Annotated in this window: 16 protein-coding genes; 3 read left to right on the top strand and 13 right to left on the bottom strand. The window is 49.7% G+C overall.

Annotated elements, in window-relative coordinates:
- The first annotated feature begins 95 nt into the window (after nucleotides 1-95).
- Both H6570_12715 and H6570_12710 read left to right on the top strand, forming a co-directional pair.
- Nucleotides 96-581, top strand: a complete 486-nt coding sequence (locus H6570_12715; GenBank protein ID MCB9320143.1) for a T9SS type A sorting domain-containing protein — start codon at nucleotides 96-98, stop codon at nucleotides 579-581.
- Nucleotides 578-2,812: a carbohydrate-binding domain-containing protein gene (locus H6570_12710; protein ID MCB9320142.1), complete on the top strand. Its 2,235-nt coding sequence runs from the start codon at nucleotides 578-580 to the stop codon at nucleotides 2,810-2,812. The genes H6570_12715 and H6570_12710 overlap by 4 nt, the downstream gene beginning before the upstream one ends.
- A gap of 111 nt (nucleotides 2,813-2,923) precedes the next feature.
- Here H6570_12710 and H6570_12705 read toward each other — a convergent pair whose 3' ends face one another.
- A complete protein-coding gene (locus H6570_12705; GenBank protein ID MCB9320141.1) occupies nucleotides 2,924-3,823 on the bottom strand; it encodes a winged-helix domain-containing protein in 900 nt (299 codons plus the stop codon).
- A gap of 134 nt (nucleotides 3,824-3,957) precedes the next feature.
- Here H6570_12705 and H6570_12700 point away from each other — a divergent pair, with 134 nt between their 5' ends.
- A complete protein-coding gene (locus H6570_12700; protein ID MCB9320140.1) occupies nucleotides 3,958-4,371 on the top strand; it encodes a hypothetical protein in 414 nt (137 codons plus the stop codon).
- A 33-nt stretch (nucleotides 4,372-4,404) separates the two neighbouring features.
- Here H6570_12700 and H6570_12695 read toward each other — a convergent pair whose 3' ends face one another.
- From H6570_12695 to H6570_12640, 12 genes are all read right to left on the bottom strand, one after another.
- Complete coding sequence (locus H6570_12695) at nucleotides 4,405-5,757, bottom strand: ADP-ribosylglycohydrolase family protein (GenBank protein MCB9320139.1); 1,353 nt, start codon at nucleotides 5,755-5,757, stop codon at nucleotides 4,405-4,407.
- 20 nt (nucleotides 5,758-5,777) lie between these two features.
- Nucleotides 5,778-6,683 carry a ribokinase gene (gene rbsK, locus H6570_12690; protein MCB9320138.1) on the bottom strand — a complete coding sequence of 302 codons (906 nt, stop codon included), beginning with the start codon at nucleotides 6,681-6,683 and terminating at the stop codon, nucleotides 5,778-5,780.
- Nucleotides 6,684-6,693: 10 nt separating this feature from the next.
- Nucleotides 6,694-7,692: a multidrug DMT transporter permease gene (locus H6570_12685; GenBank protein ID MCB9320137.1), complete on the bottom strand. Its 999-nt coding sequence runs from the start codon at nucleotides 7,690-7,692 to the stop codon at nucleotides 6,694-6,696.
- Nucleotides 7,693-7,882: 190 nt separating this feature from the next.
- Nucleotides 7,883-8,305 (bottom strand): SRPBCC domain-containing protein, encoded by a 423-nt coding sequence (locus tag H6570_12680; GenBank protein MCB9320136.1) that lies wholly within the window; start codon nucleotides 8,303-8,305, stop codon nucleotides 7,883-7,885.
- Between the two features lie 97 nt (nucleotides 8,306-8,402).
- On the bottom strand, nucleotides 8,403-8,894 hold the full coding sequence (locus H6570_12675) for a DinB family protein (protein ID MCB9320135.1): 492 nt from the start codon (nucleotides 8,892-8,894) through the stop codon (nucleotides 8,403-8,405).
- 97 nt (nucleotides 8,895-8,991) lie between these two features.
- Nucleotides 8,992-9,351 carry a cupin gene (locus tag H6570_12670; GenBank protein MCB9320134.1) on the bottom strand — a complete coding sequence of 120 codons (360 nt, stop codon included), beginning with the start codon at nucleotides 9,349-9,351 and terminating at the stop codon, nucleotides 8,992-8,994.
- Nucleotides 9,352-9,369: 18 nt separating this feature from the next.
- A complete protein-coding gene (locus H6570_12665; protein MCB9320133.1) occupies nucleotides 9,370-10,869 on the bottom strand; it encodes a sulfatase in 1,500 nt (499 codons plus the stop codon).
- A 62-nt stretch (nucleotides 10,870-10,931) separates the two neighbouring features.
- Nucleotides 10,932-12,638 carry a GMC family oxidoreductase gene (locus tag H6570_12660; GenBank protein ID MCB9320132.1) on the bottom strand — a complete coding sequence of 569 codons (1,707 nt, stop codon included), beginning with the start codon at nucleotides 12,636-12,638 and terminating at the stop codon, nucleotides 10,932-10,934.
- Nucleotides 12,639-12,649: 11 nt separating this feature from the next.
- Nucleotides 12,650-13,201 (bottom strand): gluconate 2-dehydrogenase subunit 3 family protein, encoded by a 552-nt coding sequence (locus H6570_12655; GenBank protein ID MCB9320131.1) that lies wholly within the window; start codon nucleotides 13,199-13,201, stop codon nucleotides 12,650-12,652.
- 175 nt (nucleotides 13,202-13,376) lie between these two features.
- The gene (locus H6570_12650; protein ID MCB9320130.1) at nucleotides 13,377-14,810 is read right to left on the bottom strand and encodes a beta-N-acetylhexosaminidase; all 1,434 of its coding nucleotides are present in this window, start codon (nucleotides 14,808-14,810) and stop codon (nucleotides 13,377-13,379) included.
- Nucleotides 14,811-15,220: 410 nt separating this feature from the next.
- The gene (locus tag H6570_12645; protein MCB9320129.1) at nucleotides 15,221-15,586 is read right to left on the bottom strand and encodes a VOC family protein; all 366 of its coding nucleotides are present in this window, start codon (nucleotides 15,584-15,586) and stop codon (nucleotides 15,221-15,223) included.
- Nucleotides 15,587-15,592: 6 nt separating this feature from the next.
- The gene (locus tag H6570_12640) at nucleotides 15,593-16,543 is read right to left on the bottom strand and encodes a glycoside hydrolase family 43 protein (protein ID MCB9320128.1); all 951 of its coding nucleotides are present in this window, start codon (nucleotides 16,541-16,543) and stop codon (nucleotides 15,593-15,595) included.
- Between the last annotated feature and the right edge of the window lie 5 nt (nucleotides 16,544-16,548).

Here is a 16,548-nt window from a genome sequence, read left to right as displayed (position 1 = left end):
GTATTATATCAATGGAGAGCAACGATTAGGAGTGATGGGGAGTAAATGCCCTTACCTGCTAATCTGATTTCATTAAATAACATAAAATGACGGTTATGCTAATCAAAAATTACCTTGGTATTGCCTGCTTGAGTTTGCTGCCCGGGTTTTGGAATCACGCCAGTGCACAACAGGTGATCATTCAAAACTGGGATGGAACGGAGGTAGCTAATCCAATCAATGCTGTTCGTAATCTTACCCTGCCAGCATCACAGGTTCAACTGGCATTTTACGATGGTTCCCAGCAATCATTTCCGCTGAATGAAGTTCGTAAAATTTATTTCGCTGATGCATCGACTACGGTTAATGCAGTGACAACACAGTCTTCCATTGTATGCTATCCGAATCCGGTCCAGGATGCGATGAACATCTCAAACTTACCTGATCAGGAATCACAGATCTCCATTTACCGCATGGATGGATCATTGGTCCAGACAAAGATGGTATATGGGATTCAAACCCAGCTTGATCTCTCGCAATTAAGCGGCGGTCTCTATCTGCTGAAAGTTAAGGATCAGGCCATCAAAATCGTGAAACTATGAGAACCCTATTTTACGCTATAATACTGATGCTATTTGCCACTGCCGGATTTAGCCAGGAGAAGCTGTTCATCCACAAAAAAGATGGACTTTCTTTAGGGGCCTGGGTTTCGGCTACTGATAGTATTTACTTTGATACCGGAGGAAGCACCCTATACATCCGGGTGGGAGACCAGCAAGCCAGTTATGCGCTGACGGACCTGGACAGCATTTCCTTCGGTGTACAGAGCAAAACCGTGATGATTACTTATACAGGTAATTCGGTGCTGGTCGTGAATCCATTGGCTTTTGAGGGCGTTGATGTGCAGGTTGCCGGAGCAATGGTGACCGTTTATGCCACCACCAGTGACCCGGAGGTGCAATATCAACTGCAGGGGGAATCCACAGACGGTACGTTTAAACTGTATAGTGAAAGTGCCTATTCCCTGCGCTTGAACGGGGTGGAATTAACCAATACAGTTGGTCCGGCTATCAACATCCAGTCCGAATTGCCAGGTGCAATCGTCCTGATGGATGGAACCCAAAACATGCTTGCCGATGGTGCCTCTTATGCCGATCCTCCCCTCGGGACAGATGGCGAAGAAGAAGACCAGGATGCTGCCTTCTTTAGCGAGGGCTCACTTACGTTTTCCGGAGATGGAAGCATGACAATTTCAGGTTCCGGCTCCAAGAAGCATGGTCTGGCGACGGATTCGGAACTCTACATTGAAAGCGGAACCATCCAGGTCACCAGTGCCGCAAAAGATGGTATCCATGGCAGTGACGGAGTCACCATCACCGGTGGCACCATCGTGGTAGCTGCATCCGGCGACGGTATCGATGGAGACGGCGGATCATTAACCATTACGGGCGGTAACATTTCGATCAACAGCGTCAAAGATGATGTCAAAGGGATTGCTAGTGATGAGTCATTAACCATCAGCGGAGGCACGATCAATCTGACGGTTGCAGGCAATCAATCCAAAGCCATCAAGTCCAAAGATCAGATCCTGCTGTTAGGTGGAACCATTGATGTTACGCTCTCGGGGGATGTGGTCCTGGAAGAGTCAGGCTCCGGTTATGATCCTTCCTATTGCACGGGAGTGAAAGGGGATGAAGGTATCGTCCTGGATGGAGCGGATGTTACTATTGTGGGAAGTGGTATGGCGAATAAAGGGGTTTCCTCGGATGTGGATGTGCAAATATTATCCGGAACACTGACCGTCTCATTGTCCGGGAATGGCGCGACCTATAAAAATGAAGACAACGTGACCGATACTTACAGCAGCACCGGTATCACGACCGATGGATCCATTTACCTCTACGGAGGGAACATCCAAATTTCCAATTCCGGCTCGGCAGGTAAAGGGATTTCTTCAGATGAAGACCTTGTGATAGGGGATGGCATAACGGAGATCGTACTGCAGGTCACTACTACCGGGAGTAAGATACTGGAATCCGGTTCAGGGCAGAATGCCGAATACGCAGAAGCCAAAACCGTTAAGGCAGACCGTGATGTAGTCATCAACAATGGCACCATCACCTTATCCTCCAATGACGACGGGATCAAGGCAGAATCATCCATCACCATCAATGGCGGCTACGTTGAAATAAGCAGGTCGGTGGAAGGTATTGAAGCCCCATTCATCACCGTCAACGATGGTGAAATCCTGGTTAACTCATCGGATGATGGTTTTAATGCGACGATGGGTAATGGGGGTGAAGCCAATGACGGTAGCCTGCTCCAGATCAACGGAGGTAAGATAGCTGTAAGCGCATCCAATGGCGACGGATTCGATAGCAACGGAAACATCAAAATGACCGGCGGGACGGTGGTCATCCATGGGCCCCAGTCCTCACCTGAAGTCGGACTCGATTTTAATGGCAACTTTGCTATTTCAGGTGGATTATTGGTGGTGTCCGGAACAAATTCCAATATGACCGAAGCCCCTGATGCAACATCCGCCCAGTATTCTGTGAAGGCAACCACGAACAACCGCATCAGCGCCGGCACCCTATTTCATGTTCAGGATGCCAGTGGCAACGAACTTTTCACCTTTAAACCGGAGCGCAATTATTACTCCATGATCTTTTCAGCGCCATCCATTCAAAACGGCAACAGTTTATCGATTTATACCGGTGGGACATCTACCGGCACGGAATGGCATGGACTGTACTCGGGAGGTACTTATTCCGGCGGGAGCCTGAAAAAGACGTTTACGATTACAAGTAAATTGACCAATGTCAGTTTCTAACCACAACAGGATGATATCCGTAATTCCTGATTGATGAAAACCGATTCTTTTTAGTTTCAACATACTCGGGAAATGGGCGTCGCGAATCGCGGCGCCTTTTTCATGCATGGACTACGCGCTGACTTCAAGTTTGTAGCCGACCCCGTGGGCATTGGAGATCTGGACGGCCGGATCATCCTTCAGTTTTTTACGCAGCCGGCTGATGAATACGTCAAGACTTCTGCCTACCACGATCCCTTCGTCCTCCCAAACGGAAGCCATCAATTGATCTCGTGAAAGGACCTTATTTGGGTGATTGGCTAAAACGGAAAGTAATTTTGTCTCCCGGTAGGTCAATTTGTGGGCTTTTCCGGCATGGTGCAAGGTCTGACGACCTACATCCAGAGACGTTGTGCCAAAACTGATCTGGTCGCTGTCCTCTGCTGTTGCCGGTGAAGTATCAACAATATTATTTCCAAACCATGATTTGCGGCGTACATATAGGATCGGCAAGAATATTCCTGCAGCGAGCAAAGCTAAAAAGCCCATCATGAGTGACCTGTCCATAGTGGCAGGCCGGGCTGGAATGAAGGTGACCATCAGCTGGTAGCAGGAGTCCGGTTGGTCACGCCCCATACAGGCTGCAAATCCTTCCTTGAGATCCAGCGAAGAGTATCCTAACAACACCTCATCCGTGTTGCAATCCAGCAGTGCCACCTGATAAGGGCCACTGATCTGATGTCTGGTAAAGGTTTGTTCCAGTACGGAGGCTAGGCTGTCGTAAATGATGTGGTGGTTTAAATCCAGACGGTAGCTTTGGTTGCCAAGTAATTCAACAGGAGGGATGGTGGAGGTCGAATCTCCCGAGATGTCCATCAATCGATCCCCGGCAGCACGGAGTGCAATATTGACCTGGTCGGAGACGACGGCCGGTCCGGAAGGCGTATCCTGTACCTGCCCGTAGACAAGTCCTGTCAGGGAGATCCAAAGCGTAATAAAATATAATTTCTTGGCAGAGTGTGTGTTCATCATACTACAAAAATACACGATGGAACGGCTTAATGCCCACATTTTGCATTCGTTTACATTGTTTTACGAGCCTTTACGGCAAGGGAATGTGCCGGTAAATACATTTGCATGGTATGATTCATTAAAACTCCAAGGTTATGAATGTAAGATCTTTTTTCATTGGTGCAGTGCTCACCCTCATTGGCTTGAACGATCTGGATGCTCAAGAACGCTTTCGCAGCTGCTCTGCGGCATTCCTTGATCAGCATATGATCGTCTCCGAATATACCGATCATGGAATATGCGAGGTTTCCAAATTGTCCGGCGGGACCTTAACCGTACAGACTGTTTACCTTTCCCCTGAGGAAAATAGGCCGACCGGCAAATTGAAATTTCGACTGGCTATCCAGGACGGCGATACGGGCACGATCTGGTCGTATTCGGACAAGACCTATCAAGATATATCCATACAGGAGATCCTGGGTAAATGCCGAGCAGGGGATCAGATCGTCCTGATGACGGTGGATGATGACTTTGCGCTGCCACATAGCAAGATCGCTGTGAAGGAATAGGCGGAAATTTCCTGGAATTCAATAATTACGCGGTTATTCCGGTATATACCAGATGCCTTTGATTAAATCCACACCGCCATGCATTTCTTCCTGTACAGCGCGGTCGATGATGAATATACCTTTTTGGGCCATAGCCTGGAAATTATCCAGCCCGTTTTGTGGAAAACCAATCCGGGTGCGGTGAATATTGAACTGGTTGGCGAAAGTGCGCCCGAAAGCTTTTTCGACTCCCGTTTTGCCGACCAAAAATCCCAATAGTCCACCCCAGGTGGAGGTGGGGTTATCGGAGTCCCAACCGCACAGAGCGCCTATTTTTATAGTTTCCTTTAAGTCACCTTCTCCGTAAAGCAGGCTGATGATGCTCGCGCCAAAATTGATTCCGGCGGCGAAGCAACCGTGGCAGGCAGGTTCCTTGGTGGCCCAATCATAACCATCTTCCTGCCTCACCTGGTACTTTTCGTATAAGGAATCGCGTACCGCTTCCCACGGTGCTCCGGTTTGATGCATTGACTCGACAAAATCATACATTTTCGCGGGATAGGCACTGTTGTCCAGATGCTTGCGTGCCTCTCTGGCCAGCCAGTTTATCTTTTCTTTCATCGTCCATCCCGGATCGGTGACGGAAGCCAGCGAGTGCATGATCACATAAAACTCAGCGATAGAGGCAGCCTGTCCCGAGGCGGTGGCACGAATAGGCAGGTATGCCATTTTTAAAGCGATATCCGGCCTCCCGGGGGCAAATAAACCAAAGATCTCAGTGGTGAGTTGTGCATCGATCATTTCATAATCCGGATTATTCGCGGGATCGCTGGTTGCCGGTGGGGTCATCCCGGTTTTCATCAGATCAAATGCCCGCTGGTTGGATACCCATAGGAAGTTTTCTTCTTCCGGCTTGATGTGCGCCAGCCATCCGTCCCGGATTTGTTCACCGGTCAGGATGGATGTCTTGTATTGGTATAAAAGTGATTGGTAGATGTATTCGATGTCCGTATCATCATCAGCGCCCCAGATGCTATCCGGCGGATCCAGGTAGAAGTCGATCTTTCGTTCCGGTGCTGCATCCTGCCAGATACTTGGACCATCCGGTCCACCCCAGCTGAGTCGTGTATAGAAACCCGAACCCCGGCCATCCAGTCCGTTACCACCTATTTTATCCATCTCGGTGATCAGCCCGGTCCAATTGGCGATGCATTCAGCCAACCAGAAGCCTTCCAGGTGGTCCAGATAATCATTCCTGGAAATTTGCCGGTCAGTGGAGTGGGTCGTATAGGGCAGGTATTCCAACTGTGGATCCTGGGAGACCTTGTTGACATTGATCTGACAGGAAGCCAATAGTAATAGGGCAATCCATGCATATGTGGGGTATCTGATTATTCTATAATGCATTTTCAGGCTTTTTCTTTTGTTTAAATGACTTCATTTTTACCGGGTATCGAGGGCTGTGCTCCTGGTCTGGTGACGGAGATGGATGCGGCCGTATTCGCTATTTTGATCGATTGTACGAAATCTGTTTTATCAGCCAAAGAAGCTGCCAGATAGCCGTTAAAAACATCTCCGGCAGCGGTACTGTCTACCACATCTACCCGGAGTGCAGGGATGATATCTTCCTGCCCGGATTTATGCATGAAGAAAGCGCCATGTTCGCCTAGGGTCATGATCGCGGCTTGTCTGACCTGGCGCAGCAGGCTTTTTCCCGCCTGTTCGGTGAATCCGGTCAGATCGGGGGAAACACCGGTCAACTGCCAGGCTTCGGTTTCATTTGGGGTAATGATATCTACCAGGCCTAATAAATGGTTTGGCAAGTCTTGCGCCGGTGCCGGATTCAGGATGGTCGTCACTCCGGTGATGGCGGCGAGCTCCAGAGCACGTAATACTGTCTCCAGGGGGATTTCCAATTGTATCAGCAGGACATCTGCCGATTGGATCTCGAAGGCGATGGCGTCCAGGTCTGCGGGCATCAGATGGGCGTTTGCTCCCGGGGCAACGACAATGGAGTTCATTCCGGTGGTTTCATCGACCAGGATCATCGCCACTCCGGATGGGTGACTGTGGTCGGCCAGAATAAAGCGGGTCTCGATGCCATCCTCCTGATAGCAGGTCAACGCCTGGCGTCCCAGGTCATCATCTCCTACTTTGGCAATAAAGACCACTTCTGCTCCGGCACGAGCTGCGGCCACCGCCTGATTGGCTCCTTTGCCTCCGGGTATCACAGCGAAGTCACTGCCCAGGATGGTTTCTCCCGGCGCAGGGAATCGTGGTGTCCGGAATACCATGTCCGTATTGCTGCTTCCTATGACGATCACTTTGCCCATGACGTAGAGATTATGCGTACCTCGAATAAATGATGCACGTCAGCCCGATGATGAAACAGACAAACATCAGCGTAAGCAACCGGTCAGTACCCGGAGGGGCATGCTTAAACTCCTTCCAGATGAAAACGCCCCAGATCGCGGCAATCAGAGTTGCCCCCTGGCCCAGGCCATAGGAGATGGCATATCCGGCTTTTTCGCTCGCGATCAGACTGAGACTCATACCAATGCACCAGATGATCCCACCCAGGATGCCAATAGTATGCAGCCGGAGATCTCCCAGAGAGAAATAGTCCCGGAAGGTCACTACGGATCCATTCATGGGGCGATACATGAAATAACTATTGAACAAAAAACTGGATAGAAAAACCCCTATGGCGAATACGAATAATGCGGAATATGGCGTGAGCATGCCCGGAGCGATGACCTGGTTATCCGGGGACATGGATGCCGCGACAAAGCGGAAAAAGAAACCCATCAGTATGCCTGCCAGCAAGGAGATCAGGATGCCTCGCGAAGTAGCCGATCCTTTGCTGATTTTTTTGTAAGCGATTGCATCCAGGATGATAGCGACCGAAACCAGAGCCACACCCGTAAACAGAAATACCGCGTTGCCGACCGGTGTTGCCAGGTAGTTGACCAGGACGCCCAGCACCAGGGCTAATCCAATGCCAATCGGAAATGCGATGGCCATGCCTGCCAGATCTATGGCCGCTACCAGCAACAGATTGGCGAAGTTGAATACCACTCCGCCCAGGAACGCGGAACCCAATGCGGCAGTATCCGCGTCAGCCAGATTGGCCAGGAAGCCCTGCCCCGAATCACCGGAACTCCCCAAGGTTAGACCAAAAAGCAGGGAAAACAGCAACACCCCCAAGGTATAGTCCCAGTAGAAGAGTGGGAAAGCCCAATTTTTAGTTGCGAGTTTCTGGGTATTGGCCCAGGAACCCCAACACAACATGGTGATCACACACAGGATCACTGCTACCGGATACGATTGAACAATGTACATAGTAAAGTTTCATGCTTATGGATGTACGCTGGTGTGTTCGAGATATCCAGTAAATTAAGTCAATTCTGTGGTTCACTCAAATTTCAGATCGGAAAGTATTACGAAAGCCAGTTAAGGATGCAATTCCAACCACGATCATCATAGACGGACCGTATTGCTGGTGTTTAATTATTGAGAATTTAAATGACTCTTACTTGCAGGACTCTGTGTGTTTTTTGTAATTGTTAAGGATCATCTGCCAGCCTCCGCGCTGCAATTCGATGGGATTGGTGTCTTCCGCTTCAAACACCACCGATACATCGGTTTGGTCGCCATTGGGTAAAAAGTTGACCGTTGCCTTGCGGTCATCACCCAGGGTGTAGGCTATTTTTTTCTGAGGGATCACCTCGTCATAAATACCCCAGAAGTCAAAGCCAAAGCTGCCATCCCTGGCTTCCATCCGGTAGTTGAATTTGCCACCCGGACGCAGGTCGTTCTCGCCGCTGGGGGAGTGCCAGTCATCGGAGGCGTGATTCCATTGCAGGACATGATCGACCTGCGTGTAACATTCCCAGGCTTTGTCAACGGGAGCGTTAACGCTCGCTTCGATGGAGATTTGAGTTTTAGAAGTCATTGCAGTGATTTAATGATTTGATCCAACAAACTTAGTTCATTTTATAACAGCATAGATGGCGTGATTGCGCCAGTTCATAGGGGCAATTCAGAAATATTCAGTTGATACGACCGACCCATGGAAATCCCTGAATCCCCGCCTGATGCAAACGCTCGATCAATTGGCCAATATGATGCTGAATGTGACGAATGCTGTACAGATGCAGCTCAGCGGTGGTCATCGGCAGCCAGCTGAATCCACCTGGGCTTTCCAGATCTTTTTCTGCAATGGCTTGTGGTAAACGGTCACGGATCGAATCCAGATAGTGGAGTATTTCTTCAGCAGTAAATCGTTTGCTGATGTTCACCTGTTGTCCGTCGAAAGAGGTCTTTCCCAGGTATTGGTAGTTTGGCAAATGCATGAGGTCAGCTAGAAATGTGTCTTCACTCGGGGATAAATAGAGATCCGTATAAAACAAAGTATGGTAGGCCACGCGCCAGAATGGTGAATCGTCGGTACCATCATCCCATTGAGCCAGCGGACATTTCCGGATCGTTGATTCCAGCATTTTCAGGGCTGCCCGGTATTGGGAAATGATGATGGATTGCACGGTATGTTGAGGTGTTAATAAATATGGAAGTTAAAAAGAAAGGAAATTAGACATACAGCCATATGGCTTAATTGCATTCAACCTTCAACCTTCATAACTATTCCCGATGTACGGTATCCATGGAAAATGCCGGCAGGCAGACGGCCATATATTGGGCGCCACCAGCATAGGGTGTACTGTACTGGACCCAGGTCCCTCCGCGGATCAGAATGGCTTCTCCGGCCCGGACATCCAGGACACCTTCTGCAGTCTTTACTTGTAGGCAGCCTTCCAGCACCACTGTGTATTCATTGAATTCAGGAGTCTGGACAGGCTCAACCCAACCTTCGGGAGAAGTCATCCGGGCAATGCTTACTTCGGTGGTGTCACTGTTGACCCGGCCGAAAAACTCTTCTATTTTTTTGGGTTTATTGCCGGCGGCGGCAATCAGGGTGGGAGAGGTGATGTGTTGGATCATGTGTTTATGTTCATCTTATCAATTTAAACCCATGGCCTCAGCTGCAGCCTGAGCCAGTTCGGTTTTCATTTCGCTTGCAAGAGATTTCATATTGGGTTCGTGCACAAGATTATGCATTTCATAAGGATCGGATTCCAGATCGTAAAGTTCATCGCGATCCTGGTATTTATACCACCTGATGTATTTGTAATTACCTTTTCGCAAAGCCTTGTAATCGGTATCGATCAGCCAGGGCATGGGATTCTCATAGCTGTAGTATTCCATTAAAAAGGATTGCCGCCAATCCTTGACCGGTCCCTGCATTAAGGGGACCAGAGAACGACCCTGCATCCACGCGGGAATAGCGATACCGGCCAGGTCCAGGATCGTCGGTGCATAGTCGATGGAGAGGGTGAAGTGGTCATCCTGTCCGGGATGACTGATTGCTCCCGGATAGCGGATTATCAATGGTGTCCTCACCGATTCCTCGTAAGGGAGTCTTCTTTCCAGGCTCAAACCGTGTTCGCCGTAGAAATAACCGTTGTCGCTGGTTAAGATGATGCAAGTGTTATCCAGAATATTTAAAGCTTCCAGTGCAGCCATTATCTTCCCCAGGCTTTCGTCGACGGCAAGGAGCATTTCCGAACGTTCACGGATGGTTTTATCGGTCGTGAAATGATCCAGTAAATCGTCTCCAAATTCATTTCGGATGGTCGGGCGGCTTTTTTCAATCAGAGCTTGTCCGATGACAGATGCCGAGTCCACCTGGTCATAGGATGTGAGTGCATTTGGGCGTCTTTGGAAAAATGCATCGTGATACGTGCCTTCGTGGCGAGGAGCGGGGATGAAGCGATGCCCTGCTTTAAGGTCAATAGCTCCATTGTTGAGTTGTTTCGCATCCGGATGCACAGCCTTATGACCCAGGTAAGCAAAAAATGGCTTGCTGGCATTGTTCCGGATAAATTCGATCATTTTGTCCGTTAGGATGTCCGTAACATAACCACTGATGGTGTCCAGGCGACCATCCTCATAAAGAATGGGATCTATGGTCCGGCCCTGACCGGGAAGACAAGTCCAGTAATCGTAACCCGGACGCGGGGTAGGGTCATTCCCCATATGCCATTTACCAATGTGTGCGGTTGTATAGCCGGCCTGCTGCAATAACGGTGCGAAAAGTTGTAGTCGATGACTGGCGCGATCCCGTGCAACATTATCTACAATGCCATGGCGGGAAGGATATTGACCAGTGAGGATGCTGGCACGGTTTGGGGAGCAAAGTGGTACCACCTGATACGCATTTCTGAACAAAATACCTTCGCGGGCTAATCGATCCATATTTGGCGTCTTGAGAAAAGGGTGACCTGCAATGGAAAGCTCGTCCCATCGCTGATCATCCACTACGATCATCACCATATTGGGATGCCCGGCCAGGGGAGTGGCGGACGTTTCTTCCGGCTGCTTATGCACGGATTGGCAAGCTATGAATACGAATGCCAGGGTTAAGGATAGTACTTCCGGATTTGATTTAGTCCACTTCACAGCCTTGTGGTTTACCACCGGACTGAAAATACGAATTGGCATTCAAGGGATAGAGGAAAAATTCAAATTTCCCCTGCTTTCAATTGTTTCACTGCATAATCACAGGCACGTGCGGTCAGGGCCATATAGGTTAGTGACGGGTTCTGGCACGGTGAAGAGGCCATGCACGAACCGTCAGTTACAAATAGATTTAGGACATCATGCGCCTGATTCCACTTGTTGAGCACGGAAGTTTTCGGATCCTTGCCCATCCGCGCAGTGCCCATCTCATGAATGACTGTGCCGGGAATAGCACCGTAGTCAAATGGCATCACCCATTCCATACCGGCATTATTCAGCATTTCGACAGCGGAAGCCTGCATATCTTTACGCATTTTCATCTCATTGTCACCGTAGGCCATATCCACTTCCAGTACAGGTAAACCCCACTGATCTTTCTCCGTCTTGCTTAATGTAACCTGATTGGTAAACTCGGGTAGTGTTTCTCCATAGGCTTCAAAGTAAGCCCACCAGTCTCCTGGTTTCGTAAGAGACTCTTTCCACTCGGCGCCCAGTCCCGGTTGACTCGCCCCCCGGTCCCAATCGCTCCGTCCGGTATAATTTTCGAAACTGAAACCGCGGAGGTATTCCTGGTCATTACGCTGGACATTGCGGAAGCGTGGTATGTATACACTCGCGGGGCGCTGCCCATAATAAAAGGTGTCCTTCATACCTGAGATTCCACCCATTGCTCCGATGTATGCATGGTGATCCATCAGGTAATGGCCCAAAGTGCCGGATGAATTGGCCAGACCATCCGGAAAAGCATCGGATGCAGACTGGAGCAGGATTTGCGTACTACCCAGCGTGGAAGCATTCAGGAAGACAATTTTCGAATAAAACTCCACCGTTTCTCTGGTCTCCGTGTCAATGACCCTGACTCCTTTGACCCTGTTCGTGTCCGGATCATAGATCAGACGATCAACGATTGAAAAAGGCCGCATGGTCAAATTGCCGGTTTTCGCTGCATCAGGCAGGGAAACCGAATTGCTGGAGTAATACGCCCCGAAAATACAGCCCCGGTGACAGAGGTTGCGGGCGTGGCATTTTTGCCGGCCATTGTGGTCCTGGGTCAGGATGGCCATCCGGCCGATGATCAGCTGCCGGTCTGTATAGGCATCTGCCAAACGCTTGCGGATGGACTTCTCAAAGGCATTCATTTCGAAAGGCGGCAGAAAGTCACCATCCGGTAGATTGGGGATGCCGTCCCGGCTGCCACTGACACCAATGTAACGTTCAATGTGGCTGTACCAGGGAGCGATATCCGCATACCTTAGGGGCCAGTCAATCCCGATCCCTTCTTTTCCATTGGCGCTGAAATCCAGGTCACTGAGTCGCCAGGTGTGCTTGGCCCACAGCAGTGAGCGTCCTCCCATCTGATATCCCCGGTACCACATGAACGGACGCTTCTGGATGTAGGGATGCATGCTGTCCTTGACCAGGAAATGCTTGCAATCCTGCCCAAACAAGTACAAGTTTTTCTGGATGGCATAATCTTCCTGCTCCTGCAGGGGGACCATATTTCGAAGTGGCAAGTCCCAGGGATCAGTAAGTGCCGTAGGATAGTCTTTGTTGTGCTCAACCATGCGCCCTCTTTCCAGAACCAGCACTTTAAGACCAGCCTCGGTGAGTTCTTTGGCTGCAATGCCGCCGCTCATGCCGGAGCCAATGACGATGGCATCGTAGGTATTGCCGGTAGTCCCTTTGCCGAGAATATTGAAATCTGCCATTTTGTATCTCGTTAAACGTTAAAATGCAAACTGGTCTTGCCGTAATTCAATGTCCGATCATCAGCGGGAATTTCTCCCTTATATGCTTCGGGAATTTTGACATAATTACTTGCCTTGGTGGTGCCTTCCTGCGAGGTGAAAAATCCGATCAGCGCAAGTTGCTTCAGCGTCCTGAACCAGGCCGAGTCTTCGTCTCCCTCAAAGGCTTTCCTATCCAGGGTCGTCAGATAGGAAGTCTTATCCTCCGCTTTAACGAATGTTTCCTTTATGCCTGTTAATCCTTCGCGGAAAACCTGTTGTTGGTCCGATGTCATAACCTTGGCGCAAACCTGATCAATAAACAGATGGGTATTGACCATGGATGCTGAGGCGGTTTTAGTCTCCGGTAGAATGACATCCACCAACTGCCGGACCAGATCGAGTTCGTCAGCAGAGAAAAATTCTGCTTGAAGATCCGGACTGGACGGCTGGGCACAACTGGATATAAATCCAGCCAATACACCGGAAAACAAGGTACTGGTGGTGATCAAACCCAACGATTGAATGGCGGTACGGCGATGCATTTCCTTCTAAAGTTGATAAGTTAATCGGTCAATAAGTTAATAAGATAACCACTATTAAGGTATCGGATCACGAGTTACCGGATCACGACATCAACTAACCTGCTGAGCGAAGACGAAGCAAGCGAAGTCGAAGCAAGCGAAGTCAAAGCAATGTCCGGCTGAGCGAAGTCGAAGCCTACTCCGGCCAGTCCACTTTTGGACTTTTGTAATAATTGATACCCTGGGCATCCAACCGGGGAATATAGCTGGCAAGCCGGTCTTTATATTCTTCCCAATTCCGCTCATCCTTCGGTGACCAGGAGATTTCAGATAATCCCAGCAAACGGGGATACACCATAAATTCCAGATCTTTCAGGTCGGTGACGGTTTCGGTCCACAATGGGAATTCAAGCCCTAGGATATTGTCGGCGCCGATGCCGGGGAATAAAGTCGTCGGATCCCATTCGTAGGCCTGGTCTACCTCAATGTAGGCGGCCCAATGCAATCCCAGTGGCGTCAGACTATCGTACTGCATATCCAGGTAGGTCTTGGTCGCAGGGGACATGATCAGTTTGGTGCCGTGTTCTACTGCTTTGCGGGCAAACTCTGCACTGTTCCACAGCTGAATGATGGATTTGTCATCCAGCTCGGTTTGAGCTGTTTCATCCCACCCGATGTCGGTAAAACCGTGACTGCGGACAATACCTCGTACCCGCTCAACAAATTTGATGAAGTCTGGCAATCCCGTCGAATGGCTTTCGTCGCCTCCCAGGTGGAAATAGGGGCCTGGCTTCAGGTCGGCAATCTCCCGCACAACATCATCGACAAATTGGTACGTGATCTCTTTAGGTACGCATAGAGAGCTGAAACCCACTTCGGTGCCGGTATACAACTCCCGCGCCTTGCCGTCACAATTCAGTTCTGCATAGGAGGCTAACGCAGCATTGATATGGCCGGGCATGTCGACTTCCGGTACTATGGTGATGTATCGATCACCGGCATAGCGGATGAGGCCTTTGAAGTCTTCCTGGGAATAGAACCCGCCCGGGCCACCACCAACTTCCAGACTGCCGCCTATTTTGGTCAGTTCCGGCCAGGATTTGATCTCGATGCGCCAGCCCTGATCATCGGTCAGGTGGAGGTGCAGGTAATTGATCTTCTGTTCGGCGAGGTAGTCGATGTATTTTTTCACTTCATCCACTGAGAAGAAATGACGGGCTACATCCAGCATGACTCCACGATAGGCAAATCTGGGAACATCGCGGATGGTTCCGGTAGGTACGATGAATGGGCCGGGATGAGCAGGACCACCCGGAGGAGGCAAAATCTGCAGTAGTGTCTGCATGCCGTAATAGATTCCAACCGGTTTGTTGGCGGACAATACAATACCATCGGTCTCAATGGTCAGTTGATAACCTTCGTTACCCAGGTCACTGTCCTCTTTCAGGGTAAGGTAAATGGTTCTGCGGGCAGGCGTCCCGGACTGTACGCTTACGACCGGATCGAGTCCGGTAGCTGCTTTGACTTTGGCAGCCAGATCATTACCTAATTTTTCCAGATCTTTACTCTGAACTTCAATGCCGGTTTTTTCATTCAAATGAAACGACATGGAAGTGGCTGTGATCGACATGGGCTTGGGAATAAATGGCGTAGCGGCGAGATCCGTAGGCTCTTCCGGAGCCGTGTTACAGGCGAAGAACAGGATTGCACTAAGTAGTATCCCAAAAATGGATTTTAAGGGCTTGAAGAGAGGCTTTTTCACAATGATTTATTTTCCTGCAAAGGTAATGAATCAATGGAAGAGATGGGTCTGCTGAAACAGACATTCAGCAGGTTCTGATATGATTGTGGACAAATCAGGAGTACACGTCATCCGGATGCACTATACGGTCATTCATTGAGTTCCGGATTAAGGAATCCCAGGCCTGGATTTCGGAATCTTTCAGGTTGGAAACCCTGACGAAAAACCGGAGCATGGCAGGACATCACAGGTTTGAATGTCAATAGGGTGATAATCCGGATCTTAATCGACAATCTGCATCATTTGAGCAGGTCCTGACCGAATTGTAAGATGTAGCCATTATTATCATGGATGCCAAATTCGCGCATGTTCCAGGCAAATGTTTCGGGAGCATAGACAATTTCAACCTGATCTTTGACGACCTCCCACCAGGCATCCAGATCATCCACTTTGAAGTAAAAAGAACCGGTGAAAACAGGCCTTTCAAATGGTGTGTGAGCATTTGGGCGCGCAACCATCAGATCAATGGCCCCATGGTACAAGCCTGCCCATCCCCAATCGTCGTTGCGATCTCCACACACAAAGCCTAATCGGCCGGTATAGAAATCAATGGTATCCTGGAATGCGTTGGTCCAGAGCATTGGTGTCAGACTGCGGATGATCATAGTAAATTATTGATGATCAATTTTTGATAAGGTTTTTGCAGATGGCCGGAATACCGTACCATGCCGGGTTCCTTCCGGGAATACCAAACGGTCACTTACATCAACCCAATGTTTCAGGTCGGGGGATAAAATGGCTCCCATCCGGTGCTCCTGGTAACGGTCAAAATAAACGATCCAGCCCGTATCGAGGTGTATTGCAGTGGGACCTTCGACCCAGTGTCCGGAAATAGGAGGTGAGGCCGGGGAATAAGGGCCCATCAGGCTGTCACTGGTTGCCATCCGGATGTTCTTCTCCGCCTCGGGCAACAATGTCTCATTCTTCAGAAACATCACGTATTGATGGTCAATATGCCGGATGGTCGCATCGATGACATTAAAGCCGGGATCATAAAACAGGCGGGTAGGGGTGAAGTAGACAAAATCCCTCGTCGTGGTGCAGTACATCCGGTGGTTGTATCCGGAGTCTCCCAACGAATCCGTTTCCGGAAATCGCCCGGGAATCGTCGTTGCCCAATAAATGAGATAGGTCCCAGAAGGAGAATCAAAGTAAATTTCAGGAGCCCAGCAGTTTCTGGCGGTCGGTTCTTCTTCCATGACCGGTATGTATTTCTGCGGTGACCAGTTGATAAGGTCCGGGCTGCTCGCATAACCGATACCCCGTTCATTCCAGCTTACAGTCCAGACCATATGATACTGGCCATCACCGCCCTGGATGATGCAGGGGTCGCGCATCAAATGGTCCACTCCGGCCGCCGGTGTAAGAAATGATGAATCTCCGTGCAATGCTTTCCAGTGAAAGCCGTCAGCGCTGTGGGCCAGATGCAGGCCATCTTCACCATTGCCTTTGAAATATGCAAATAGATAGCCGGAAGGTTCTGTGGTTTTGCAGGCCGAAATCATGTTGATCATCATCAGGGCCAGCAATGGAAATCCTGTTATCGGTTGGATACGCTTCATGTACT

It is taken from the genome of Lewinellaceae bacterium (genome assembly GCA_020636135.1).
Classification (GTDB): Bacteria; Bacteroidota; Bacteroidia; order Chitinophagales; family Saprospiraceae; genus JAGQXC01.
Note: the sequence above shows the minus strand (reverse complement) of the source record. Positions and strands in the feature narration are given on the sequence as shown.